The 23870-nt window shown below is 60.6% G+C and carries 23 protein-coding genes; 12 read left to right on the forward strand and 11 right to left on the reverse strand.

Annotated elements, in window-relative coordinates; genetic code table 11:
• Positions 1-206: 206 nt before the first annotated feature.
• From ALQ04_RS11620 to ALQ04_RS11650, 7 genes are all read left to right on the forward strand, one after another.
• Positions 207-1127, forward strand: coding sequence for a Fe(3+) dicitrate ABC transporter substrate-binding protein FecB (locus ALQ04_RS11620; protein ID WP_122315909.1), 921 nt, complete (start codon positions 207-209; stop codon positions 1125-1127).
• A complete protein-coding gene (gene fecC, locus ALQ04_RS11625; RefSeq protein WP_183142156.1) occupies positions 1128-2117 on the forward strand; it encodes an iron-dicitrate ABC transporter permease FecC in 990 nt (329 codons plus the stop codon).
• Positions 2114-3082, forward strand: coding sequence for an iron chelate uptake ABC transporter family permease subunit (locus tag ALQ04_RS11630; RefSeq protein WP_122315910.1), 969 nt, complete (start codon positions 2114-2116; stop codon positions 3080-3082). The genes fecC and ALQ04_RS11630 overlap by 4 nt, the downstream gene beginning before the upstream one ends.
• 4 nt (positions 3083-3086) lie before the next feature.
• The gene (fecE, locus tag ALQ04_RS11635; RefSeq protein WP_122315911.1) at positions 3087-3878 is read left to right on the forward strand and encodes a Fe(3+) dicitrate ABC transporter ATP-binding protein FecE; all 792 of its coding nucleotides are present in this window, start codon (positions 3087-3089) and stop codon (positions 3876-3878) included.
• Between the two features lie 163 nt (positions 3879-4041).
• Positions 4042-5136: a BMP family ABC transporter substrate-binding protein gene (locus ALQ04_RS11640; RefSeq protein ID WP_122315912.1), complete on the forward strand. Its 1095-nt coding sequence runs from the start codon at positions 4042-4044 to the stop codon at positions 5134-5136.
• Between the two features lie 81 nt (positions 5137-5217).
• Positions 5218-6186, forward strand: a complete 969-nt coding sequence (locus ALQ04_RS11645) for an isopenicillin N synthase family oxygenase (RefSeq protein WP_122315913.1) — start codon at positions 5218-5220, stop codon at positions 6184-6186.
• Between the two features lie 77 nt (positions 6187-6263).
• On the forward strand, positions 6264-7217 hold the full coding sequence (locus ALQ04_RS11650; protein ID WP_122315914.1) for an adenosine deaminase: 954 nt from the start codon (positions 6264-6266) through the stop codon (positions 7215-7217).
• A gap of 48 nt (positions 7218-7265) precedes the next feature.
• Here ALQ04_RS11650 and ALQ04_RS11655 read toward each other — a convergent pair whose 3' ends face one another.
• On the reverse strand, positions 7266-7958 hold the full coding sequence (locus tag ALQ04_RS11655) for a helix-turn-helix transcriptional regulator (protein WP_122315915.1): 693 nt from the start codon (positions 7956-7958) through the stop codon (positions 7266-7268).
• A gap of 361 nt (positions 7959-8319) precedes the next feature.
• On the reverse strand, positions 8320-9231 hold the full coding sequence (locus tag ALQ04_RS11660) for a LysR family transcriptional regulator (RefSeq protein WP_122315916.1): 912 nt from the start codon (positions 9229-9231) through the stop codon (positions 8320-8322).
• Between the two features lie 114 nt (positions 9232-9345).
• On the opposite strand from ALQ04_RS11660, the gene ALQ04_RS11665 reads away from it, so the two are divergent.
• Positions 9346-10359, forward strand: a complete 1014-nt coding sequence (locus ALQ04_RS11665; RefSeq protein ID WP_122315917.1) for a zinc-binding alcohol dehydrogenase family protein — start codon at positions 9346-9348, stop codon at positions 10357-10359.
• Between the two features lie 61 nt (positions 10360-10420).
• On the opposite strand, the gene ALQ04_RS11670 is transcribed toward ALQ04_RS11665, so the two are convergent.
• Together ALQ04_RS11670 and ALQ04_RS11675 are read right to left on the reverse strand one after the other, a co-directional pair.
• Entirely contained in the window at positions 10421-11611 is a 1191-nt protein-coding gene (locus tag ALQ04_RS11670; protein WP_122315918.1) for a multidrug effflux MFS transporter, read from the reverse strand.
• Positions 11612-11736: 125 nt separating this feature from the next.
• Positions 11737-11934: a heavy-metal-associated domain-containing protein gene (locus ALQ04_RS11675; RefSeq protein ID WP_122315919.1), complete on the reverse strand. Its 198-nt coding sequence runs from the start codon at positions 11932-11934 to the stop codon at positions 11737-11739.
• Positions 11935-12080: 146 nt separating this feature from the next.
• On the opposite strand from ALQ04_RS11675, the gene ALQ04_RS11680 reads away from it, so the two are divergent.
• The 3 genes from ALQ04_RS11680 (at position 12081) to cueR (ending at position 15127) form a co-directional block, all read left to right on the forward strand.
• Positions 12081-12461: a hypothetical protein gene (locus ALQ04_RS11680; RefSeq protein ID WP_122315920.1), complete on the forward strand. Its 381-nt coding sequence runs from the start codon at positions 12081-12083 to the stop codon at positions 12459-12461.
• Positions 12462-12530: 69 nt separating this feature from the next.
• Entirely contained in the window at positions 12531-14729 is a 2199-nt protein-coding gene (locus ALQ04_RS11685; protein WP_122315921.1) for a cation-translocating P-type ATPase, read from the forward strand.
• Entirely contained in the window at positions 14726-15127 is a 402-nt protein-coding gene (gene cueR / locus ALQ04_RS11690; RefSeq protein ID WP_122315922.1) for a Cu(I)-responsive transcriptional regulator, read from the forward strand. The genes ALQ04_RS11685 and cueR overlap by 4 nt, the downstream gene beginning before the upstream one ends.
• A gap of 281 nt (positions 15128-15408) precedes the next feature.
• Here the strand turns inward: cueR and ALQ04_RS11695 are convergent, their stop codons facing one another.
• Together ALQ04_RS11695 and ALQ04_RS11700 are read right to left on the reverse strand one after the other, a co-directional pair.
• Positions 15409-16305, reverse strand: a complete 897-nt coding sequence (locus ALQ04_RS11695) for a PA4780 family RIO1-like protein kinase (RefSeq protein ID WP_122315923.1) — start codon at positions 16303-16305, stop codon at positions 15409-15411.
• Positions 16306-16539: 234 nt separating this feature from the next.
• Positions 16540-17343 carry a helix-turn-helix transcriptional regulator gene (locus tag ALQ04_RS11700; protein WP_122315924.1) on the reverse strand — a complete coding sequence of 268 codons (804 nt, stop codon included), beginning with the start codon at positions 17341-17343 and terminating at the stop codon, positions 16540-16542.
• 85 nt (positions 17344-17428) lie between these two features.
• Here ALQ04_RS11700 and ALQ04_RS11705 point away from each other — a divergent pair, with 85 nt between their 5' ends.
• Positions 17429-18457: a bile acid:sodium symporter family protein gene (locus tag ALQ04_RS11705; protein WP_122315925.1), complete on the forward strand. Its 1029-nt coding sequence runs from the start codon at positions 17429-17431 to the stop codon at positions 18455-18457.
• 63 nt (positions 18458-18520) lie between these two features.
• Here the strand turns inward: ALQ04_RS11705 and trpE are convergent, their stop codons facing one another.
• The 5 genes from trpE to ALQ04_RS11730 form a co-directional block, all read right to left on the reverse strand.
• Positions 18521-20002 (reverse strand): anthranilate synthase component I, encoded by a 1482-nt coding sequence (gene trpE, locus ALQ04_RS11710; RefSeq protein ID WP_122315926.1) that lies wholly within the window; start codon positions 20000-20002, stop codon positions 18521-18523.
• A 70-nt stretch (positions 20003-20072) separates the two neighbouring features.
• The gene (locus tag ALQ04_RS11715; protein WP_122315927.1) at positions 20073-20891 is read right to left on the reverse strand and encodes a phosphoglycolate phosphatase; all 819 of its coding nucleotides are present in this window, start codon (positions 20889-20891) and stop codon (positions 20073-20075) included.
• Positions 20888-21562, reverse strand: coding sequence for a ribulose-phosphate 3-epimerase (gene rpe, locus ALQ04_RS11720; protein WP_122315928.1), 675 nt, complete (start codon positions 21560-21562; stop codon positions 20888-20890). The genes ALQ04_RS11715 and rpe overlap by 4 nt, the downstream gene beginning before the upstream one ends.
• A gap of 174 nt (positions 21563-21736) precedes the next feature.
• Positions 21737-22561, reverse strand: a complete 825-nt coding sequence (locus ALQ04_RS11725) for an ABC transporter permease (protein ID WP_122315929.1) — start codon at positions 22559-22561, stop codon at positions 21737-21739.
• A gap of 9 nt (positions 22562-22570) precedes the next feature.
• Positions 22571-23818: an ABC transporter permease gene (locus ALQ04_RS11730; protein WP_122315930.1), complete on the reverse strand. Its 1248-nt coding sequence runs from the start codon at positions 23816-23818 to the stop codon at positions 22571-22573.
• Positions 23819-23870: the final 52 nt, after the last annotated feature.

Here is a 23870-nt window from a genome sequence, read left to right on the forward strand (position 1 = left end):
CATCGTCGCGCGGCCTCCATGAAGGTAACCATCGATGAAGTGGTTGAGAGTGCGGTCTGTGACAAAAGGTTTCATAAAGCCGCAGGGCTGAGAACCAGCCTCAGGCGCAAATGACTTTTGATCCTGCCGTCTCGATATGAAATAGTGCCCGCCGTTTTCTTCGTGGCCTCTCTGGCGCGACTGTTTCCGCTACAAAGGTATTCGCCATGCGTACTTCCCGCCTCTTCCGCCTGCTGGCTTGCAGCCTGTTGGTGCTTTCGGCCAGCACTGTCCGGGCCGCTCCGATCGACATCGATGACGGCCAGCACAAGGTCCATCTGCCGGACGCGCCAAAGCGCGTGGTGGTGCTGGAGTTCTCGTTTCTCGACGGGCTGGCTTCGGTCGGCGTAACGCCGGTCGGGGCTGCCGACGATGGCGATGCCAACCGGGTATTGCCCAAGGTGCGCAAGGCCGTGGGTGAATGGCAATCGGTGGGCCTGCGTTCGCAGCCCAATATCGAAGTGATCGCCCGCCTCAAGCCTGACCTGATCATTGCCGACCTGGGTCGTCATCAAGCGCTGTACAACGATCTGTCGAGCCTCGCGCCGACATTGATGCTGCCGTCGCGAGGCGAGGATTATCAGGGCAGCCTGAAATCCGCCGAGCTGATCGGCGTCGCGCTGGGCAAAGGTCCGCAGATGCAGGCGCGGATTGCCGAGAACCAGCAGCACCTCAAGCAGGTCGCGGCACAGATTCCGGCCAATACCAAGGCGCTGTTCGGGGTGGCCCGGGAAGACAGCTTCTCGGTGCACGGTCCGCACTCGTACGCTGGCAGCGTATTGCAGGCCATCGGTTTGCAGGTCCCTGAAGTGCGCAAGAATGCTGCCCCGACCGAATTTGTCAGCCTTGAGCAATTGCTGGCGCTGGACCCCGGCTGGTTGCTGGTCGGTCATTACCGTCGTCCCAGCCTGGTAGATACCTGGAGCAAGCAGCCGCTCTGGCAGGTGTTGAGTGCGGTGCGCAACAAGCAGGTCGCAGAAGTCGATGGCGACAGTTGGGCACGCAATCGCGGCATCATGGCCTCCGAGCAGATCGCCGATGATGCGCTGGCCATTCTCAAGGGCGGCAAGGCCGTACTGAACCCATAAATGCGCCGCTGGCTGCTGGCGACAGTGATCGCCCTGACGTGTCTGGGCCTGTTCTGGGTTTCGCTGTTCGCGTTATCGCCGTTCAGCATTCGTCAGGCCGATGCCTGGAACGGGCTGTTCACTCTCGGCCGCGAAGGCGGCAATATCGCCTACATCGTGGCGCAGTTGCGTGTTCCGCGAGCGGCGTGTGCAGCACTGGTCGGCGCCTGCCTGGGCGTGGCCGGAGCCTTGATGCAAGGCATCACTCGTAACCGCCTGGCATCGCCGTCGCTGTTTGGTGTGACCGCAGGCGCAGCACTGGGGCTGGCGCTGTTTTCCACAGGGCTGGTCGCACCGCCATTCCCCGGTGGCGCCTTGTTGATGACGGCCATCGGCGGTGCGCTGGCGTGGATTACCGTATTCAGCCTCGGCGGCGCGTGGTCGCCTGCCACGGCTCAGGGACGACTGGTGCTGGCCGGTGTCGCCGTGGCCGCACTATGTGCGGCATTGACCCGCCTGACTGTCATTCTCGTCGAAGCCCAGGCACAAAGCGTCCTCAACTGGCTGGCCGGCTCACTGGCCAATGTCGGCGCGGCGCAATTGCAACTGCTCTGGCCTTGTACCTTGATCGGTACAGTACTGGCGATAGCCTGTGCCCCGCGCCTGAATCTGATCAACCTGGGCGAAGACGCCGCCCGCTCGCTCGGTGTGCGTATCGGTGCGCTACGGTTTCTGGTGTTCGTGGTCAGCCTGCTGCTGGTGGGTGCCAGCGTCTGCGCAGTGGGACCGATTGCTTTTGTCGGCCTGATTGCACCGAACATCGCCCGTCAGGTGCTGGGTAATGATTACCGCTGGCTGATCCCGATCAGCGCTGGCCTGGGTGCTGCAATTGTGCTGGCCGCCGACCTGATCAGCCGGGCCGTGGCCTTTCCGGTCGAGACGCCCGCCGGGGTTGTCACTGCGCTGATCGGTGCACCGTTCTTTCTGTTTCTGGCCAGGCGTACACTATGAATCAGCCACGCTCAAGATTGCTGATCCTGCTCGCGCTATTGCTGTTGGCATTGCTGCTCAGCCTGAGTGCGGGCACGGTCTGGCTGACGCCCGGCGCAGTCTTCGATCACTTGCTCGCCCACGACAGCAAGGACTTCGAGGTCTGGAACCATCGCCTGCCCCGTGGCCTGATCGCGATTCTGACCGGCAGTGCCTTCGGCCTTGCCGGAGCTATCGTGCAAGGCGTGATCCGCAACCCGCTGGCCTCGCCGGAAATCCTCGGCGTCACTCAGGGGGCCGGGCTGGCGCTGACCATTGCGATCATCGGTGTACCGCAGTTGCCGGTGGTCTGGCTGCCGCTGGTGGCCTGCCTGGGTGGCGCGGCAGGTGCGCTGCTGCTGGCGCTGTACAACACCGGCGTACAGTTTTCCGGGGTACGTTTCGCGCTGTCCGGGGTGGCGATTGCGGTCACGTTGTCGAGCATCACCGAATTCCTGATCCTCTCCAATCCGCTGGATATCAACACGGCCCTGCTGGCCCTGACCGGCAGCCTGTGGAGCCGTAACTGGCATCACGTCCTGCTGGCCTTGCCGTTTCTGCTGCTGATCCCGGCCTGCCTGTTGCTGGCCAAGCCACTGAACCTGATCGGCCTGGGCGATGAGGCCGCGCAGAGTCTCGGCACCGGCCTGAAACGCATCCGCTGGCTGGCGATGGGTGGCTCGGTGCTGCTGACCAGCCTTGGCGTGGGCATCATCGGGCCGGTGGGTTTCGTCGGTCTGGTCGCGCCGCACATGGCCCGGCGTCTGGTCGGCGGTCATCATCAATATCTGTTGCCTGCCTCGATGTTGCTGGGTTCGCTACTGCTGGTGCTGGCCGACACTCTGGGACGCACGCTGATCGCCCCCAGCGAGATTCCTGCCGGGATTCTCACAGCGGTAATCGGCGCTCCATATTTCCTCTGGCTGCTGGCACGATTCAAAGGTTGATTCCATGAGCATTCTCCAGGCACAGCAACTCGACATCGGCTACGGCGCGACGCGCATCGTGCAGTCGCTGTCGTTCAGTCCGCCGCCCGGCAAGGTCACGGCATTGATCGGTCCCAATGGCTGCGGCAAGTCCACCCTGCTCAAGGCTTTTGCACGGATTCTCACGCCGCAGGCCGGCAGCCTGAGCCTCGACGGACAAGCCTACGAAAAACTTTCGCCGCGAGAGCTGGCGCGCAGGATTGCCTTTCTGCCGCAAGTGCTGCCGATCCCGGAAGGCGTCAGCGTGCGCCAACTGGTTGCCTATGGACGCAGCCCGCACAACAGCCTGTGGGGACGCTTGAGTGGGGCCGACCGTGCCAGTGTCGATCAGGCCCTGAAACGCATGGAGCTGGAAACACTGGCCGAACGACCGCTGTCCGACCTGTCCGGCGGGCAACGTCAGCGGGCCTGGCTGGCAATGGTTCTGGCGCAGGATGCCGATATCGTGTTGCTGGACGAACCGACGACCTATCTGGACATCAGCCATCAGGTCGAGCTGCTGGATCTGATGCGTCAGCTCAGTGCCGAAGGCAAGACCGTGATCACTGTGCTGCATGACATCAACCAGGCCTGCCGCTATGCCGACCACCTGGCGGTGATGCAGGCCGGACGTCTGGTGGCGAGCGGCAGTCCTGACGAGGTGCTGGATGCCGAGCTGGTTGGCCGGGTGTTCGATGTGCAAGTGCAGATCCTTCGCGAGCCGGTGGCCGGCACACCGATGTGCATTGTCGAGCGCAGCACGCGCTGCACCAGTTAGAAGCGAACACGACACTCCTGCACCTTCGCGCTGCATGCCGCTGAAGGCCAACAGGCCGGGAAGCGGCGGCGCGGCATAAACTGTCTTTCTGGTCAGTTTTTTGCATTGCTGGCTTACCCCGCCCAGTCGGCCACGCCAACAAGATCGCTAGGAGCTAGACCCGATGCACCTGACCAACCCACGTCGTCCTCTGAAAAAACTGCTGTGCGCCATGGCCGCTGTTGTCGGTCTGGGTTCCAGCCTGCTCGCTGCGGCTGCCGATCCCCTGAAAGTCGGCTTTGTCTACATCGGCCCCATCGGCGACCACGGCTGGACCTATCAGCACGAGCAAGGCCGCAAGGCGATGGTTGCCGCGCTGGGCGACAAGGTCAGCAGCAGTTACGTCGAGAACGTACCGGAAGGTGCCGACGCCGAGCGTGTGATTCGCAACATGGCCAAAGGTGGCTTCGACCTCATTTTCAGCACCTCTTTCGGCTACATGAACCCGACGCTGAAAGTCGCCAAGCAATTCCCGAAAGTGAAGTTCGAGCACGCTACCGGCTACAAGCAGGACAAGAACATGGGCACCTACCTGGCCCGCACCTATGAAGGCCGATATGTCGGTGGCTTCCTTGCTGCGAAGATGACCAAGACCAAGAAGGTCGGCTATGTCGCCTCGTTCCCGATCCCGGAAGTCCTGCGCGATATCGACGCCATCCAACTGGCGCTGAACAAGTACAACCCCGGCACTGAAATCAAGGTGGTGTGGGTCAACTCCTGGTTCGATCCGGGCAAGGAAGCCGATGCCGCCAATGCCTTGATCGACCAGGGCGTGGACGTGGTATTCCAGCACACCGACAGCCCGGCGCCGATCCAGACCGCCGAGCGACGTGGCGTCTATGCAGTCGGCTATGCCTCGGACATGGCGCACTTCGGCCCCAAGGCGGTACTGACCTCCATCGTCAACAACTGGGGCCCGCACTACATCCAGGCCACCGAAGGTGTGATCGCCGGAAGCTGGAAGCCACAGGATTACTGGGGCGGCCTCAAGGAAGGTACGGTTGAGTTGCCGATCAGCGATCTGGTCCCGGCCGACGTGAAAGCCGAAGCCCAGAAGATCATCGCCAGCATCGAGAGCGGTGAATTCCATCCGTTCACCGGCCCGATAAAGGACCAGACCGGCGCAGTGAAGATTCCTGAAGGCAAGGTGGCAACCAATGCCGAACTGGCCTCGATGAACTATTACGTCGAAGGGATTACGGCAGAACTGCCGAAATAATCGCTTCGCGAGCAGGCCTGCAATGCTTGCCTGCTCGCGGATGCTCCCGCGAATAAATAACCTGACATTCAGGAATGGTTCATGAACCGGCTTCCCGTTATCGATATCTCCCCGCTCTACACGCCCGACGAGCAAGCCTGGCAGGCTGTCGCCACACAGATCGACCAGGCCTGTCGCGAGTGGGGCTTTTTCTACATTCAGGGCCACCCGATCACGGCCCGGCGCATCGAGCAGGTACTGGACGCCGGCAAGCAATTCTTTGCCCGCCCCGAATCTGAAAAACTCAGGATCGATATCACCCAGAGCACTCATCATCGCGGTTACGGGGCGATTGCTACCGAGCAACTGGACCCGAACCTGCCCAGCGATCTCAAGGAAACCTTCGACATGGGCCTGCATCTGGATGCCGATCATCCCGATGTACTGGCAGGCAAACCCTTGCGTGGGCCGAACCGTCACCCGGACATGCCCGGCTGGAAAGAGCTGATGGAGCAGCACTACCTGGATATGCAGGCGCTGGCGCAAACCCTGTTGCGGGCCATGACCCTGGCGCTGGGTATCGAGCGTGATTTCTTCGATCAGCGTTTCAAGGATCCGGTCAGTGTACTGCGCATAATTCACTATCCGCCGCGCCATACCGCGACATCCACCGAACAGCAAGGCGCGGGGGCGCATACCGACTATGGCTGCATCACGCTGCTGTATCAGGATTCAGCCGGCGGCCTGCAGGTGCGTGACGTTCGTGGCGAATGGATTGACGCGCCGCCGCTTGCAAACACCTTCGTGGTCAACCTTGGCGACATGATGGCGCGCTGGAGCAATGACCGTTATGTCTCCACACCGCACCGGGTCATCAGCCCGCTGGGCGTGGATCGCTACTCCATGCCGTTCTTCGCCGAACCGCACCCGGACACCCGCATCGAATGCCTGCCGGGCTGTCAGAGCGAAACCATCCCGGCACGCTATCCTGCAACGACCTGCGCACAATTCCTGCTGTCACGCTTTGCAGATACCTATGCCTATCGGCGCGAGCAGGAGGCCATTACCTGAACTACCGGTCAGGTTTTACCCTGCAATGGACAAGCATCTGTAGAATGCCCGCCATCTGCACCTGATGAGAAAAAGACATGTACGACTGGTTGAACGCCCTGCCCAAGGCAGAACTGCATTTGCATCTGGAAGGCTCGCTGGAGCCCGAGTTGCTGTTCGCCCTGGCCGAGCGCAACAGGATTGCCTTGCCCTGGAACGATGTCGAAGCCTTGCGTGGAGCTTATGCCTTCAACAACCTGCAAGAGTTTCTGGACCTCTACTATCAGGGCGCGGACGTGCTGCGCACCGAGCAGGATTTCTACGACCTGACCTGGGCATACCTGTTGCGCTGCCAGGCGCAGAACGTGATTCATACCGAACCGTTCTTTGATCCACAGACCCACACTGACCGTGGCATCGCGTTTGAAGTGGTGCTCAACGGTATCACCGCAGCGCTGAAGGACGGCCAGTCGAAACTGGGCGTCAGCAGCGGCCTGATCCTCAGTTTCCTGCGCCACCTGAGCGAAGAAGAAGCCGAAAAAACCCTCGATCAGGCGCTGCCGTTTCGCGATGCGTTCGTGGCAGTCGGCCTGGACAGCTCGGAAATGGGCCATCCGCCGAGCAAGTTCAAGCGCGTCTTCGACCGCGCCCGCAACGAAGGCTTCCTGACCGTGGCGCATGCCGGGGAAGAAGGTCCGCCCGAGTACATCTGGGAAGCCCTGGACCTGCTGAAGATCCAGCGTATCGATCATGGTGTGCGCGCTATCGAAGACGAACGCCTGATGCAGCGGATCATCGACGAGCAGATCCCGCTGACGGTCTGCCCGCTGTCCAACACCAAGCTGTGCGTGTTCGATCACATGTCGCAGCACAACATTCTCGACATGCTGGAGCGCGGCGTGAAAGTCACCGTGAACTCGGATGACCCGGCCTACTTCGGCGGTTATGTCACCGAGAACTTCCAGGCGTTGCATACCCATCTGGGCATGACCCAGGATCAGGCAAGACGCCTGGCGCAAAACAGCCTGGATGCGCGTCTGGTCAAGCCATAATCCGCAAGCTTGCGGGCAGCAGCGCAATCCGCCTGCCCGCAATGTTCGTCAAGCTGCAGAAGCGATCTTGCCGATCTCGCGCTGCCCGTTGGAGGACACCTGCAGGGTGCTGGACTCCTCGGTGGTACGCAGCCATCCCATCTGAATGAACAACTGCAACAGCCCCGCTCCCAACGCGCCGCCCAGATGCGGGCTGCGCTCGCTCCAGTCCGGACAGACACAGACCGTCTCGCGTTGACGTAGCGCCAATGCAGGCACGTAAATGCCTCGTTCGGCAAACTTGGCCATTCCCTTGCTGGTCACCTCGACGCGCTGCTCCTGCTGCTCGATCCAGCCGGCACCCAGCAGGCGCTGGTAAAGCTCGGCGGCCATTTCGCCTCCCAGATGATCGGAGCAGATCCGTGCACGGCGGATGGGCAAAGGAGGTATGGGTTGCGCCATCGTGCGGCTGATCTGGTCGGCACTCACCAGCGACGCATTGGCCAGCGCCTCCACGGCGGCGCCGATTTCCGGTGCTGCCAGTCGAAAGAAGCGTTTGCGCCCCCGTGCCTCCTGCTTCAACAGCCCGCCACTGGCCAGTCGTGCCAAATGCGCACCTGCAGAAGATGTAGAGAGCCCCGCCAGTAACGCCAACTCGTTGGCAGGACGGGCAGTACCATCCATCAATGCCCAAATCATTGCGCTACGCTTGGGGTCGGCCAGTAGTGTCGCGATCTGACTGATGCAAGGTGCATATTCCATGTATTCACTCCCTGTTGAAACATTCATCTATAGCGATGGCATATTGATGACAATCCCGCTCCCGTAAAGTTGAACGTACATCCAACCTGAAATGACAAGTATAAACTCTATGACCTCCAAGCCGATCAGGTAAAAGTTCCGGCAGCCGGGTCACTGCCGGACACATTTGTAAAACAATGGCCACCATTTTCACGAACTTGTCGAACATCTCCTGATTTCTCGATGCCGCCAGCGCTCGACAGTCGCCGTCTTGAATACCTTCCTTATGTTGGCACTTTGCAATTGAAAACTGTATTTACCTTTTATATTTTCCGAAGTTTCCGTCAGTCTTTTCCACAAAGTCTTCCAGACCGACAAACAACTAACGATTTACCGGTACAGAGAGTTGCGCACATCGAATACGCAGCATTTCAAGTAACAGGCTGACGGGTTTGTTGAGTTGCACTCGATGCGCACATAACAGGTTCAGCGGCACGGCCTCGCCGTGCAAGTGCGGCATCAATACCTTCAGCCGCCCCGCCTGGACATCGGCGGCGATATCCAGCCAGGACCGGTACGCCACACCGGCACCTGCCAGTGCCCAGCGGCGCACCACATCACTGTCCGGGCTGAAACGGTTGCCGCTTACGGTCAGGCTCACTTCGCGCTTGCCGTCGTGAAAGCTCCAGTGATCGTGAACCCGGTCACCGAGCATCAGCAGCAGGCAGTTATGCTGCGCCAGATCGCCGACGTTTTGCGGCTCACCCTGACGTGCCAGATAATCAGGGGCAGCACACAGCACCCGCCGATTGTCGGGAGCCACAGCCCTTGCCACCAGACTCGAATCGCCTGGCTCGCCATAGCGCAGGGCTACATCCACCGGCTGGCGAAACAGATCGTCCACCCGGTCGCCCACCAGCAGGCGCACGGACAATTGCGGATGTTGCTGCTGAAACTCATCGAGCCACGGCAACAGCACGTTGCGTCCGAAATCCGAGGGTGCCGAGAGTTGCAGGACGCCATTGCAGCTTTCCTGATTGCTGGCCAGCAGGCGTCGGCCATCCTCCAGGCTGCCCAGCGCCGCACGCGCGTACTCCAGAAACCCTTCACCGTCGGCGGTCAGTCGCAAGCTGCGCGTGGAGCGGGCCAGCAGGCGCACGCCCAGTTGCTGCTCGATACGCTTGAGCGCCGCGCTGGCGACCGCTGCCGACATGTCCATGCCTCGCGCAGCCGCAGACAGGCTGCCCAGATCTGCGGCCCGAACAAACAACTGCAAGTCATCGAAACGCAACATGTCAGCCCCGATTATCAAAATAAAATTGAAAGAGACTGCCGTTTTAGCCGCTTTTATCTTCAAGGGAAATGACCAATCATTCGTTCATCCACTTTTCACCTTCTGGAGCACTGCATGAAAGCCATCGCCTATTACCAGTCCCTGCCGGTCAGCGACCTCAACGCGCTGCAGGATGTTGAACTGCCGGAGCCGGTTGCAGGCCCTCGCGACCTGCTGGTGGAGGTCAAAGCGATTTCCGTGAACCCGGTGGATACCAAGGTCCGGCAAAACGTCCAGCCTGAAGCAGGCGCCGCCAAGGTGCTGGGTTGGGACGTGGCCGGTGTGGTAAAGGCGGTCGGCAGCGAAGTGACGCTGTTCCAGCCGGGCGACAAGGTTTTCTACGCCGGTTCGCTGACCCGTCCGGGCGCCAACAGCGAGTTGCCTGTGGTGGATGAGCGGATCGTCGGGCACATGCCCAGTTCGCTGAGTTTCGCCCATGCAGCAGCGCTGCCGCTGACCGCGATCACTGCCTGGGAATTGTTGTTCGAGCGCCTGCAGATCGCCGAAGGCCAGGCTGAGAACGGGCAAAGCCTGTTGATCGTCGGGGCTGCGGGCGGTGTCGGCTCGATCCTGACGCAACTGGCGCGGCAACTGACTTCGCTGAAAGTCATCGGCAGCGCATCACGGCCGGAAACTACAAGCTGGGTACGCGATCTCGGTGCTCATGAGGTCATCGATCACAGCCAGCCGTTGAGTGAAGAACTCAAGCGCATCGGCCAGCATCAGGTCAGCCATGTGGCCAGCCTGACCCAGACCGATCTGCATCTGGATCAACTGGTCGAATCGCTCCAGCCGCAGGGCAAGCTGGCCTTGATCGACGATCCCAAGGCGCTGGATGTTACCAAGCTCAAGCGCAAGAGCCTGTCGCTGCACTGGGAGTTCATGTACACCCGTTCGATGTTCGAGACTGCGGACATGATCGAACAGCACAACCTGCTCAACCGGGTTGCCGAGCTGATCGATGCCGGGACGTTGAAGACCACGTTTGGCGAACACTTCGGCACCATCAACGCAACCAACCTGCGCCGAGCCCACGAATTGCTGGAAAGCGGCAAGGCCAGGGGCAAGATCGTGCTGGAAGGTTTCTGACCGGTTGTGCGCCTGAAACAGGCCAGCGCGGTCAACCGCGGTGGCCTGTCAGGTAGTTTCGTTACTGAACCAGCGCTTCACGACGCATCTGCAAACGGCGCGTATACACCGATGCGCCGACCGCCAGCACACCGCACAGGCTGATCACGGTGGCCATCGGCGTGGCCGTGCCGTCGTGCAACACTCCCACCAGACTGGCGGCGCCCGCCGCGACACTGAATTGCAGGCAACCGAGCAATGCCGATGCACTGCCGGCACGCGCGCCCTGGCCATTCATGGCGCAGGCCGAAGCATTGGGAATGATGCAACCCAGGCTGGCCATACAGATGAACAAAGGCACCAGCAACGGCCACAGTTGTTCGGTACGCAGACCGGCAACGCCCAACAAGGCAAGTGCTGCCAGCAGATAGACCCACACGGCGCGCTGCAACAACAGCGCAGGGCCCTTTTTCCGTAGCAGGCGCGCATTGACCTGAGCCACCAGAATGAAAGCGGCCGCATTCATGCCGAACAGCCAGCCGTAATGCTCGGCCGGTACGCCATACAGCTTGATGAATACGAAAGGCGAGGCAGCGATATAGGAAAACATCCCGGCCATGGCAATCCCGCCGGTCAAGGCATGACCGATGAAGACCCGGTCCTTGAGCAGGTTGCCGTACTGCTTCAACGCGCCTCGCAGCGGCTGGCGCGGTACGCCGGCCGGAATACTTTCCGGCAAGCCGACGGCCACTGCGGTAAGGCACAGCACACTGAAAATCGTCAGGCAGACGAAAATCGATTGCCAGCCATAGGCATTGACCAGCACGCCACCAAGCATCGGCGCCAGAATCGGCGCAAGCCCCATGACCAGCATCAGTTGCGAGAAGACCTTGGCCGACTCCACAGCATTGCATTTGTCGACGACGATGGCCCGCGCCAGCACCATCCCGGCACAACCGCCCAGCGCCTGAACGAAACGCGCGCCGATCAGCCATTCCAGGTTCGGGGCAAAAGTGCAGGCCAGCGAAGCCAGGGTGAACAGCGTCACGCCGACCAGCAAAGGCACCCGCCGACCAAAACGGTCCGCCACCGGACCGTAGGCCAGCTGGCCAATCGACAAGCCGAGGAAATAAGCCGCGAGGGTCAGCTGTACATGCTGTTCATCGGTCGCGAAATACGCAGCCATGGCCGGAAAGCCGGGAAGATAGAAGTCGATGGCCAAAGGGCCGAAGGCGCTCAGGGCACCCAGAATAAGGATGGTTTTCAGATTCATCGGAGGTCCATGAACGTGTGCAAGGCAGCTGGCTAGTCTAACCGGCTTGCCTTGCCAATAACCTCGACCTCAGGAAATTAATTCAGCATTTTTCAGAAGGACCACATGGAAACTGCGCCCGATGATCAAGCCGGTTGTGCCTGATAGCCCTCTTCGCCAATCAGTTCGATGACCCGCTCCGTGGATAAAGAACTCTGCACACGCACTTGAGAACTGGCCAGATCAATCTGCACCTCGGCGGCCGGATCATCGCTGTGGATGGCCTGGGTTACCGCCCGGACGCAATGCCCGCAGGTCATGCCTTGTACGTTGAATAGTTGCATGCTGCTACTCCCTCAGTAATGGATGGCTGGCATCTTCAACCTTGTCATCATGGCAAGGTCAAGTTTCTGTTTTTCCTGCCGGGCTGGTATTACTCGCGGTGCTGGGCCAAGCTTCGTCATCGACGTCTACAGCAGGAGTATCAGCCATGCGCTGGTCAGTATTGAGCCTCTTCGGCATTCTCGGTCTTTTGGCTACTTCCCCCAGCGTTCAGGCCGCTCAGGACTACGGCATCCTGATCATTTCCCGAGAGCGCCTGGAAGTCGCGACCTCCTGCGAAATCGGTATCTATATTCAGGACCAGTTGGCCGGCCGCCTGTTCCAGGAAGATTCCGTATCCTTCAACCTGCCGCCGGGCGATGTCTCGGTGCGCCTGCGCCGGCTGCCAGGCACCGTGGTCGGCTGTGCCGCCGGCATGGAGGCGCAGAGCAGCACCAGAATCAAACTGCGCGCCGGGGACATTCTCAAGTACCGCATTGCGACCGACCTGAACGGCATGTACCTGAAGAAAGCCGACCTGAACTATTGATTCGCCCTTGACCTTGCCCATGTGGCAAGGTTGAACCTTGCAGGCATCAAGCCTTCAGGGAGTGAAACGATGCATGAACCCACCACCTTCGACCTGCCGATCACCGGCATGACCTGCGCAAGCTGTGCCGGGCGGGTCGAGCGTGCCCTGGCCAAAGTACCCGGGGTTACCAGCGTCACGGTCAATCTGGCCAGTGAACGTGCCCATGTCCAGACCCAGCCAGGGACCGAACCGCAAGCCTTGATCGCTGCCGTCAGCCAGGCAGGCTACGGCGCGACCCTGGTGCAAGACCAGCAGGTCGATACCGAGAAAAAAATCCGCCACTTGAACCATGAACGCTGGGCCTTGGTGCTGGCATTGATCCTCGCCTTGCCGCTGGTCTTGCCCATGCTGTTGAGCCCTTTGGGCGTGCACTGGATGCTGCCCGCCTGGGCGCAATTTGCCCTGGCCACTCCAGTGCAGTTCATCTTCGGCGCACGCTTTTATGTAGCCGCCTGGAAAGCCCTGCGGGCCGGTGCCGGAAACATGGATCTGTTGGTGGCCATCGGTACCAGTGCCGGGTACGGCCTGAGTGTCTATCAATGGATCAATGCAGCGCCCGACAATATGCCGCATCTGTATTTCGAGGCCTCGGCCGTGGTCATTGCGCTGGTGCTGCTGGGTAAATATCTGGAAAGCCGCGCCAAGCGCCAGACCGCCAGCGCCATCCGCGCCCTTGAAGCCCTGCGCCCGGAGCGCGCCCGGCAAGTAATCGATGGCCAGGAACACGATGTCGCGATCAGTGCCTTGCACATCGACGATCTGGTGCTGGTCAAACCCGGTGAACGTTTCCCGGTCGATGGTCAGGTCATGGAAGGCCGCAGCCATGCGGATGAAGCGCTGATCAGTGGTGAAAGCCTGCCGATTGCCAAGGAGCCCGGCGACAGTGTCACCGGCGGCGCCATCAATGGCGAAGGAGTGCTGCTGATCAAAACCACGGCGCTGGGCACGCAAACCGTGTTGGCGCGCATCATTCGGCTGGTCGAGGACGCCCAGGCAGGCAAGGCGCCGATCCAGCGGCTGGTGGACAAGGTCAGTCAGGTCTTCGTACCGACCGTGCTGGTCATCGCCTTTTTCACTCTTTCGGGCTGGTTGCTGGCCGGTGCCTCGCTGGAGGTCGCCCTGATCAATGCCGTCGCGGTGCTGGTGATTGCCTGCCCATGCGCACTCGGACTGGCGACCCCCGCCGCCATCATGGCCGGGACAGGCGTTGCGGCGCGCTACGGCATTCTGATCAAGGACGCCGAAGCGCTGGAACGCGCCCATGAGGTCGATGCAGTGGTGTTCGACAAGACCGGGACACTCACGTCCGGCACCCCGCGCATTACCAACATGAGCGCGGTAGAGGGCAACGAGGAGCAATTGCTGCAGCGGGCCGGTGCCCTGCAACGTGGCAGCGAGCACCCACTGGCCAAAGCGGTGCTGGATGTCTGTCATGAGTGGCAACTGAAGCTCGACAGCGCCGAGCACAGCCATGCGCTCACTGGACGCGGCATCGCCGGGACCGTGGCCGGCCACCAACTGGCGCTGGGTAACCGGCGGTTGCTGGAAGAAAGTGACCTGCAGATGGGTGAGCTGGCCGAGTCCGCCAGCAACTGGGAAGCCGAAGGCCGGACCCTGTCCTGGCTGATCGAGCAAAACCCGCAACCGGCCGTGCTGGGAATGTTCGCCTTTGGTGACACCCTCAAGCCCGGCGCCGAACAGGCCGTGCAGCAGTTGAACGCTCGGGGCATCAGCAGCCATTTGCTGACTGGCGACAATCCGGGCAGCGCCAGGGTCGTCGCCCAGGCGCTGGGCATCCACAATGTGCATGCCGAAGTCCTGCCGGCCGAAAAGGCCGCGATTGTGGACTTCCTGAAAAAGGATCATGTCGTGGCGATGGTTGGCGACGGCATCAACGATGCGCCAGCCCTGGCCGCAGCCGATATCGGCATCGCCATGGGCGGTGGCACCGATGTGGCGATGCATGCGGCCGGGATTACCCTGATGCGTGGCGATCCACGCCTGGTACCGGCAGCGCTGGAGATCAGCCGCAAGACCTACAGCAAGATCCGCCAGAACCTGTTCTGGGCCTTTGTCTATAACCTGATCGGTATTCCGCTGGCAGCCCTGGGTTATCTCAACCCGGTCCTGGCCGGAGCCGCAATGGCCTTGTCCAGCGTCAGCGTGGTGAGCAACGCACTGCTGTTGAAAACCTGGAAACCGGATGACATGGGAGACACGCGATGAATATCGGCCAGGCGGCCAGGAAAAGCGGCTTGAGCGCCAAGATGATTCGCTACTACGAATCCATCGGTCTGCTGCGCGCCGCCTCTCGCAGTGACAGCGGCTATCGCCTGTACAGTGCTGAAGACTTGCACACCCTGGCGTTCATCAAGCGCTCGCGGGACCTGGGCTTTTCGCTGGAAGAGGTCGGCAAGCTGCTGACCCTCTGGCAGGACCGCCAGCGCGCCAGTGCCGATGTGAAGGCGCTGGCCCACAAGCATATCGTCGAGCTGAATCAGAAGATCGAGGAACTGGCGAGCCTGCGCGATACCCTGCAGGAACTGGTGGAGCACTGCCACGGCGACCAGCGTCCCGATTGCCCGATCCTCAAGGACCTGGCGTCGGGCGGCTGTTGTACCTGAAGCGCTCTTCAGAGCAGGTAGATACGGTCTTGCCGCGACTGCGGCAGCCCGGCCACCCCATAAACAGGCCACCGGCAGGAGCCAATTCATTGGCTCTGTCCTCGTTAAGTGTTGTGGTGTCTCTGGTACAGCGCGGGTAATGCTGTGGGAGGCAGCTTGCTGGCGACAACGATGAAGTCACCAGCAAGCTGCCTCCCACAGTCCTCTGACGGACTGGCAACACTTAATGCAGACAGAGCCAATTCATTCGCGAATGAATTGGCTCCTGCGCAGTGTGTGTATTACTGCATCCAGGGCGGAGGCGGTTCTTCGTTGGGCTTGCCCGGTGGTGCGTCGTCGGCTGCGCGGGCAGCCTGACGGCGTGCCTCGTCCAGACGTGCAGCTTCGATCTCGCGCAACACGCCGCCCACATCGGCAGCCTCCTGCGTATCCTCGAACAGGCCCGTCAGCACCGTGGACGGCGACAGCGTACCGGCCTCGTAATACGACCACATTTCCTTGGCGTATCGGGTTTCCTTCAACTCCGGCGCGAAGCGGCCGAAGTAGGAAGCCATGTTGCCAACGTCGCGCTCCAGCATGCTGAAAGCGTGGTTGTTGCCGGCAGCATCGACCGCCTGGGGCAGATCGATGATCACCGGACCGCTCGGCCCCAGCAGCACGTTGAACTCGGACAGGTCACCGTGCACCAGACCGGCACATAGCATCAGCACGATCTGCTCGATCAGGAAAGCGTGGTACTCACGTGCCTGATCCGGCTCCAGCACCACATCGTTCAGACGTGGCGCCGCATCGCCGTACTCGTCGGCAACCAGCTCCATGAGCAGCACGCCATCGAGGAAGTCGAAAGGCTTGGGAACCCTGACACCGGCGCCAGCCAGACGGAACAAGGCTGCAACCTCGGCGTTCTGCCAGGCATCCTCGGTTTCCTTGCGACCGAACTTGGAGCCCTTGGCCATGGCCCGGGCCTGCCGACTGTTGCGTACCTTGCGGCCTTCCTGATACTCGGCCGCCTGGCGGAAACTGCGTTTGTTCGCCTCCTTGTAAACCTTGGCACACCGCAGCTCCTTGCCACAGCGCACCACATAAACAGCTGCCTCTTTACCACTCATGAGCGGGCGCAGCACCTCGTCGACCAGACCGTCTTCGATCAGGGGTTCAATGCGTTTAGGAGTTTTCATCAGCTTTTATTGTGGGTCCTTTGTTGCCAGATACGCGATTGTTGCCGTTATACGGCAATCCTCCGCCAGCGAGTAGGGGTAACGGCAGTCGGGATTGAATAGTTTTCGTGGAAAACGGCCTCAACTCCCGGATTCAAGCACCTTTCGTGCCGTACGCTCAGTGAAAGATATTACGAATTCAAAAACATTTGCTGTAGGAAAAGACAGCAATACGAAGCTCTTTCGTGCCGAAATCTACTTGAACAGTTCCCCTGGCGTGTAACCGAAAAGCCCCTTGAAGGCAGCGATGAAAGCGGAAGTGGAGTCATAACCACACGCCAGCGCGGCACTGGTCACACTGCCGCCCTCCTCCAGCGCACTGAACGAGGACAACAATCTCGCCCGCTGGCGCCAGCCGCGAAAGCTCAGGCCGGTTTCGCGCTGAAACAGGCGCATCAGGGTTTTCTCCGAGGTCCCCAGACGTGCCGCCCAGTCATGCAGGGTAATCGGTCGAGCGGGGTTTTCGATCAGTTCGTTGCACAGCGCCAACAAACGCGGGTGCCTGGGCAACGGCAGGGAAAACCCCACTTCGGGCAAATGGGACAACTGATCCAGCAACACCTGTACCAGTCGCGCCTCAGGGCTATCGCCTTCCGGATAGGTCACTGGCAGCAGGCAGAAACTCTTTATAAGCTCCCGCGCCAGGGGCGTGACTTCCAGCACCCGACATCGCTCCGGCGCCCAGGCGCAATCCTCGGTTCGCACATACAGACTGCGCATTTCGGCACGCATGGACGTCACCACTTCATGCTCAAGCCCGGCAGGTATCCACACACCCCACTGCGGCGGCGCGAAGAAGCTGCCTTCATCAGTGTGCACGCCCAGTACGCCACTGATGGCATAGGAAAACTGCACCCAGTCATGTCGATGTGGCGGCGTCCAGGACCCGGCACCCAAGCTTTCCGCACGCGCATAGAGCGGACGCGGCAAATCCTCCAGGACGGGAATCTGCCGCTCGCCGGTGACAGGATGAACGTTGTTTTGTCCGTTACTCGGCATCTTATGGCCTTATGTCGCAAGACGGCTACAGGTCAACAGAGTAGCCTGCAGACATTCATTTTTACAAAGAATGCACGAGCCTCCCATGCAAGCACTCAAACATCTCAAGCGCGTCGTGACCGACTGGTTCCTCTGCGGAATGGTCCTGGCCACGGTCCTGGCGTACTTTTTCCCCCACTTCGGCGCCACGGGCGGCGGCATGCATGCCGAGTACGTGATCAATATCGGCGTGTTCGTGGTGTTCTTCCTGCATGGCGTCAACCTGTCGAGCGAGCAGATCAAGAACGGCCTGAAGAACTGGCGCCTGCACCTGATGATCCAGGCGTTCACCTTTGTGGTGTTCCCGGTGCTGTGGCTGATCGGCGACAAGTTGCTAGGCTCACACATCCCTGCCCTGCTGATGCTGGGTTTCTTCTACCTCTGCGCGCTGCCGTCCACCATCTCCTCTTCGGTGGCCTTGACCGGCAGTGCCAAAGGCAACGTACCTGCTGCGATTCTCAACGCCAGCCTGTCCAGCGTACTGGGAATTTTCATCACGCCCTGGCTGGTCAGCCTGGTGGTCGGCACCGGCTCGGGCGGGATCGATCTGGGCTCCACACTGCTCGATCTGTGCGCCATGTTGTTGCTGCCTCTGGTCCTCGGCCAACTGATCCGTCCACTGGCAGGCAAGTTCTTTGCGCGGCACAAGAAATACACCAACCTGATCGACAAGATCGTGATCCTGCTGCTGGTCTATGCCGCGTTCTGCAACTCGATGATTTCCGGAATGTGGCAGGCTCAGGGCAGCAGCGTGATTCTGACAGCCTTTATCGGCACCGCCATCCTGCTCGCCGTGATCCTGTTGATGACCACCCGCACGGCCCGCGCCCTGAAGTTCGATCATGGCGACCGAGTCGCGGCAGTGTTCTGCGCCACCAAGAAATCCCTGGCAGCCGGCGCGCCGATGGCAGCCCTGATTTTCGGCGCAAATCCCGGCCTGGGCCTGATCCTGCTGCCGATCATGATCTATCACCCGATGCAGTTGATCGTCTGCTCGGTGATGGCCGAGAACTACGCCAACCGCCACAACCGGCAACTGTCAGCCGAAGCCCTGGAAGAAGCCCGCGCTGCCTGAACAAAAAACGCGGTGCCGCCCCAAGGCAGACACCGCGTTTGCTTGCAGCCAGAAGCTTGCGGCTTAGCCCTCTGCCGTTTGCTCCGCCAGTGCCACAGCCCGGAACATCGCCCGGCGCTTGTTGATGGTTTCTTCCCATTCCAGTGCCGGCACCGAGTCGGCCACGATCCCGCCGCCCGCCTGCACATGCAGTTCACCGTTCTTGATGACTGCGGTGCGAATGGCAATCGCCGTGTCCATGTTGCCGTTCCAGGCCATATAACCCACCGCACCGCCGTAGACGCCACGCTTGACCGGCTCCAGCTCGTCGATGATTTCCATGGCGCGGATTTTCGGCGCACCGGACAAGGTGCCTGCAGGCAGAATCGCGCGCAGGGCGTCCATCGCCGTCAGGCCGCTTTTCAGCTGGCCGGTGACATTGGAGACAATGTGCATCACGTTGGAATAACGCTCGATGACCATCTTCTCGGTGAGTTTCACCGAACCGATTTCCGAGACGCGCCCGGTGTCGTTACGACCCAGATCGATAAGCATCAGGTGCTCGGCGATTTCCTTGTCGTCGGACAGCAGGTCTTCTTCCAGAGCACGGTCGGCTTCTTCCGTGGCACCACGCGGACGCGTACCGGCAATCGGGCGAACGGTCACCAGATTGTCCTCGACACGCACCAGCACTTCCGGCGAGCTGCCGACCACATGGAAGTCGCCGAAGTTGAAGAAGTACATGTAAGGCGTCGGGTTGAAGCAGCGCAGCGCCCGGTACAGATCGATAGGCGCGGCCTTGAAGTCGATGGACATGCGTTGCGACGGCACGACCTGCATCACATCCCCGGCCAGGATGTATTGCTTGATGGTATCGACCGCGTTTTCGTAATCGTTCTGCGTGAAGCTGGAGCGGAACACCGGCTCGGCGGCAGGCGGACGGTCCAGCGCCAGACCTCGACGCGGAGTGATCGGCTGACGGAGTTTTTCCATCAACTCATCGAGACGCGCCCGACCGCTTTCGTAGGCATCCGGCTGCGCCGGATCGACCAGTACGATGGCGTGCATCTTGCCGGCCAGATTATCGAACACCACCACTGCATCGGAAACCATCAGCAGGATATCCGGCACACCCAGCGGGTCCGGATTCGGGCAGTTGGCCAGACGCTTCTCGACATAACGCACACAGTCGTAGCCGAAATAACCCACCAGACCGCCATTGAAGCGCGGCAGGCCGGCAATCGTCGGCACGTTGTAGCGCGCCTTGAACTCTTCGACGAAGGCCAGCGGGTCTTCGGCTTCCAGGCTTTCGATTTCCACGTCGTCGTGAGTCACGCGGACCTGGTGACCATGAACACGCATCACGGTGCTGCAAGGCAGGCCGATGATCGAATAACGACCCCACTTCTCGCCGCCCTGCACCGACTCCAGCAGGTAGGAGTTCGGCTGATCGGCGAGTTTCAGGTAGATCGACAGTGGCGTATCGAAGTCGGCCAGGGTTTCGTGGGCCAACGGAATGCGGTTATAGCCAGCAGCAGCCAAACGCAGGAATTCTTCACGGTTCATGAGCAGCCTCGTGGTTTGAGGGTAAAACGGTCAGGTAGGCAAGCATGCCGCGCAGGCGGCCGGGATCGAGTCAGGCGCGCCAACGCCAGCGGGCCAGGGCCTTGATGACTTTCATCCAGAGCTTGCGGGTGACCACCACGATGGAATCTCTAAGGGAGGGACGTTGAATATCGGGCAACAGTATCTCAGCGTCCTGATCCAGGCAACCGGGAATCAGCTTGCGCAGATCATCGATCACCATCGCCGGAGATTCTTCAGCGATGGGCCTGCCGTGGTTATAGCCGTAGCTCAGCCCGACACAGGCCACGCCGGCGGCCTTGGCCGCCAGTACGTCAGAGCGCGAGTCGCCGACGAACAGTGATTGCGAGGCCGGAATACCGGTCATTTTCATGACAAAGAACAAGGCCGCCGGATCGGGTTTTTTCTGCGGCATGGTGTCGCCGCCAATGATCCAGCGAAAGAAACGCCCCAGTTTCATTTCATCCAGCAGCGGAGCGACGAAGCGCTCCGGCTTGTTGGTGATGAGGGCCATTTCAACGCCCATCTTCTGCAGCCACTTCAGGGTTTCCCGAACACCGGGGTAGACCACGGTGAACTCATGCTTTTCGGCATAAGCCTGCATGAAGATTTCCAGTGCCTGCTCGGCCTGGGCGTCATCGACGCCGCTGTGGTCGATGCTGTTGGCCAGTGCACGGCGCACCAGCACCGGCGCGCCATTGCCGATCCACTGGCGAACCGACTCAAGGCCGGCCGGAGGACGGCCGAGTTCGAGCAGCATTCTGTCCACGGCCACGGCCAGGTCAGGCCCGGAATCCACAAGGGTTCCGTCCAGATCGAACATGATCAGCCTGGGCAACTTGCCCGCAAACAGTTGCTCGAAGCCGCTCATGCGCGTGCAGACGCCAGTTCGTTGCGCATTTTCTCGATCACTTCCTTGTAGTCGGGGGCATTGAAGATCGCCGAGCCGGCCACGAATGTATCGGCACCGGCTGCGGCGATTTCACGGATGTTGGCGACGTTGACGCCACCATCGATTTCCAGACGGATATCGCGCCCAGAAGCATCGATCAGGGCCCGCGCTTCACGCAGCTTGTTGAGAGTGCCGGGAATGAACTTCTGGCCACCGAAACCGGGGTTGACGCTCATGAGCAGGATCATGTCGACCTTGTCCATGACATATTCCAGCAGGTTCAGCGGCGTCGCCGGGTTGAACACCAGACCCGCCTTGCAACCGCCCTCACGGATCAGTTGCAGCGAACGATCAATGTGCTGGGTCGCTTCCGGGTGAAAGGTGATGTACGTGGCACCGGCTTCAATGAAGTCGCCGATGATACGGTCCACCGGGCTGACCATCAGGTGCACGTCGATGGGTGCAGTGACGCCATACTTGCGCAGCGCGCTGCACACCATCGGGCCAATGGTCAGGTTCGGGACGTAGTGGTTGTCCATGACATCGAAGTGGACAAAGTCGGCGCCAGCGGCAAGCACATTGTCGACCTCCTCACCCAGACGGGCGAAGTCGGCGGAAAGGATCGATGGAGCAATAACGAAGGGCTGCATGGCGCACCTGTTTGAGCAGAATCACGGTGGCGCGCATTGTACTCCAAGAGATCGGGATATGCCTTGGGGGATGGTTTTTCGCGGATGAATTCCTGCGAGCGCAGGAGCGAATTCATTCGCGAAACAGGCGTGAAGTGCCCTCCTTCGCGGATAAATCCGCTCCTGTAAAAGCAATTACTCCACTTGCGTACGCAGTTTTTCGCTGCGCCCGCGCAGCCATTCCAGTACCAGCAGCAGGATCACCGAGAAGGCAATGAGCAGGGTTGCGGCGGCGGCAATGGTCGGGCTGAGGTTTTCGCGGATGCCGCTGAACATCTGGCGCGGCAGGGTCGCTTGCTCGGGGCCGGCGAGGAACAGGGTCACGACCACTTCATCGAACGAGGTCGCAAAGGCGAACAGCGCACCGGAGATCACCCCCGGCGCGATCAGCGGCAGGGTTACCCGACGGAACGCGGTCAGCGGCGATGCTCCCAGGTTGGCAGCGGCGCGAACCAGGTTGTAGTTGAAGCCCTGCAGGGTGGCCGACACGGTGATGATCACGAACGGCACGCCCAGCACCGCATGCACCAGGATCAGCGAGGTGTAGCTGTTGCCCAGCCCCAGCGGCGCGAAGAACAGATAGCTGGCAACGCCGACAATCACCATCGGCACCACCATCGGCGAGATCACCAGTGCCATGACCAGCGGTTTGCCCGGGAAGTTGCCACGGGTCAGGCCAATCGCGGCCAGGGTGCCGAAGATCATCGCCAGCAGTGTCGAAGCCGGAGCGACGATCATGCTGTTCTTCAGCGAGCGCATCCACTCGGCGGAGCTGAAGAAGTCCTCATACCACTGCAATGAAAAGCCTTGCAGCGGATAGACGAGAAAGCTGCCCGAGTTGAACGACAACGGGATGATGACCAGCACCGGCAACACCAGAAACAACAGCACCAGCGCGCAGATGATGCGCAGCGCGTAATACCAGATGCGCTCGATGGGCGACGAATAAGAATTCAGCATGACGATTCCTCAGCTCAAACGCAGGCGGCTGGCGCCGACCAGCCAGCTATAGATCAGGTACAGCACAACAGTCGCCAACAGCAGCAGGCCGCCCAGCGCCGTCGCCATGCCCCAGTTGATGCTGGTGTTGGTGTAGAAGGCCACGAAATAACTGACCATCTGATCGTTCGGGCTGCCGAGCAATGCCGGAGTGATGTAGTAGCCGATCGACAGGATGAAGACCAGCAGGCAACCGGCACCGATCCCGGCATAGGTCTGCGGGAAGTACACGCGCCAGAAACTGGTGAACGGATGGCAGCCCAGGGAAATGGCCGCACGCATGTAGGTCGGGGAAATGTTCTTCATCACGCTGTAGATCGGCAGGATCATGAACGGCAGCATGATATGCACCATCGCGATGTAGACGCCGACCCGGTTGAAGACCAGTTCCAACGGCTTGTCGATGATGCCCATGGCCATCAACGCACCATTGATCAGGCCACTCGATTGCAGCAACACGATCCAGGCCGCGACCCGCACCAGAATCGAGGTCCAGAACGGCAGCAGGACCAGAATCATCAGCAGGTTGCTCTGCCGTGCCGGCAGGCTGGCGAGCAGATAGGCCAGCGGATAGGCCAGTACCAGACAGATCGAGGTAATCACCAGCCCCATCCAGAACGTGCGGGTAAAGATGTCCAGATAAATGGCCTGATCCGGAGTTGCAGCAGCCACTTCGCCAACGTCATCGATCCGATGGTCGACAGACGCCAACAGGTAATAAGGGGTGAAACTGCTGGTATTGCGCCGAATCGCCTGCCAGTAGGCGGGATCGCCCCAGCGTTCATCCAGCGCTTCAAGTGCATCCTTGTAGGAAGCGGGCTCGGTCTTGAAAGGCAGCGCGCGAGCGGTCTTGCTCAGCAGGCTGCGATAACCGGCCAGTTCCATGTTCAGACGCTTGGACAATTCGCCAAGAGTCGAATTCTTGCGGGTTTCAGCCAGGTCCAGGCTCAGCGCCTTGTACACCGACTCGGGCGGCAGCCCTTTACCATCCCATTTGTCGACTTCGATAACGGTGCTCGGCAGTGCTGTAACGACTTCCGGGTTGCCGACACTCTTGTAGAGCAGCGCAGCGATGGGCACCAGAAAGACCAGCAACAGAAAAATGACCAACGGAGCGATCAGGGCCTGGGCTTTCCAGCGGTTGACTCGCTCGGCGCGAGCCAGGCGTTGCTTCAAGTTGGGGCTGGCGCCTTCAGTCAGGGGCACGGCGGTGGCCATAGCGAACTCCGAAATCTTAACGGGGGGAGCGTTCCCGGCGGTCGGGAACGCT

The sequence above is a fragment of the Pseudomonas cichorii genome (assembly GCF_003700275.1).
Classification (GTDB): domain Bacteria; phylum Pseudomonadota; class Gammaproteobacteria; order Pseudomonadales; family Pseudomonadaceae; genus Aquipseudomonas; species Aquipseudomonas cichorii_B.

Excerpts from the sequence above, each read along its gene's own strand:
- ALQ04_RS11675 (WP_122315919.1), bottom strand. The coding sequence starts at position 11,934 with ATGCAACTATTCAACGTACAAGGCATGACCTGCGGGCATTGCGTCCGG.
- ALQ04_RS11730 (WP_122315930.1), bottom strand. The coding sequence starts at position 23,818 with ATGGCCACCGCCGTGCCCCTGACTGAAGGCGCCAGCCCCAACTTGAAG.
- ALQ04_RS11670 (WP_122315918.1), bottom strand. The coding sequence starts at position 11,611 with ATGAATCTGAAAACCATCCTTATTCTGGGTGCCCTGAGCGCCTTCGGC.
- ALQ04_RS11630 (WP_122315910.1), top strand. The coding sequence starts at position 2,114 with ATGAATCAGCCACGCTCAAGATTGCTGATCCTGCTCGCGCTATTGCTG.
- fecC (WP_183142156.1), top strand. The coding sequence starts at position 1,128 with ATGCGCCGCTGGCTGCTGGCGACAGTGATCGCCCTGACGTGTCTGGGC.
- ALQ04_RS11715 (WP_122315927.1), bottom strand. The coding sequence starts at position 20,891 with ATGAGCGGCTTCGAGCAACTGTTTGCGGGCAAGTTGCCCAGGCTGATC.
- ALQ04_RS11650 (WP_122315914.1), top strand. The coding sequence starts at position 6,264 with ATGTACGACTGGTTGAACGCCCTGCCCAAGGCAGAACTGCATTTGCAT.
- ALQ04_RS11700 (WP_122315924.1), bottom strand. The coding sequence starts at position 17,343 with ATGCCGAGTAACGGACAAAACAACGTTCATCCTGTCACCGGCGAGCGG.
- ALQ04_RS11680 (WP_122315920.1), top strand. The coding sequence starts at position 12,081 with ATGCGCTGGTCAGTATTGAGCCTCTTCGGCATTCTCGGTCTTTTGGCT.
- cueR (WP_122315922.1), top strand. The coding sequence starts at position 14,726 with ATGAATATCGGCCAGGCGGCCAGGAAAAGCGGCTTGAGCGCCAAGATG.
- ALQ04_RS11660 (WP_122315916.1), bottom strand. The coding sequence starts at position 9,231 with ATGTTGCGTTTCGATGACTTGCAGTTGTTTGTTCGGGCCGCAGATCTG.
- rpe (WP_122315928.1), bottom strand. The coding sequence starts at position 21,562 with ATGCAGCCCTTCGTTATTGCTCCATCGATCCTTTCCGCCGACTTCGCC.
- ALQ04_RS11695 (WP_122315923.1), bottom strand. The coding sequence starts at position 16,305 with ATGAAAACTCCTAAACGCATTGAACCCCTGATCGAAGACGGTCTGGTC.
- ALQ04_RS11705 (WP_122315925.1), top strand. The coding sequence starts at position 17,429 with ATGCAAGCACTCAAACATCTCAAGCGCGTCGTGACCGACTGGTTCCTC.
- ALQ04_RS11640 (WP_122315912.1), top strand. The coding sequence starts at position 4,042 with ATGCACCTGACCAACCCACGTCGTCCTCTGAAAAAACTGCTGTGCGCC.
- ALQ04_RS11685 (WP_122315921.1), top strand. The coding sequence starts at position 12,531 with ATGCATGAACCCACCACCTTCGACCTGCCGATCACCGGCATGACCTGC.
- ALQ04_RS11620 (WP_122315909.1), top strand. The coding sequence starts at position 207 with ATGCGTACTTCCCGCCTCTTCCGCCTGCTGGCTTGCAGCCTGTTGGTG.
- ALQ04_RS11665 (WP_122315917.1), top strand. The coding sequence starts at position 9,346 with ATGAAAGCCATCGCCTATTACCAGTCCCTGCCGGTCAGCGACCTCAAC.
- ALQ04_RS11725 (WP_122315929.1), bottom strand. The coding sequence starts at position 22,561 with ATGCTGAATTCTTATTCGTCGCCCATCGAGCGCATCTGGTATTACGCG.
- ALQ04_RS11655 (WP_122315915.1), bottom strand. The coding sequence starts at position 7,958 with ATGGAATATGCACCTTGCATCAGTCAGATCGCGACACTACTGGCCGAC.
- trpE (WP_122315926.1), bottom strand. The coding sequence starts at position 20,002 with ATGAACCGTGAAGAATTCCTGCGTTTGGCTGCTGCTGGCTATAACCGC.
- fecE (WP_122315911.1), top strand. The coding sequence starts at position 3,087 with ATGAGCATTCTCCAGGCACAGCAACTCGACATCGGCTACGGCGCGACG.
- ALQ04_RS11645 (WP_122315913.1), top strand. The coding sequence starts at position 5,218 with ATGAACCGGCTTCCCGTTATCGATATCTCCCCGCTCTACACGCCCGAC.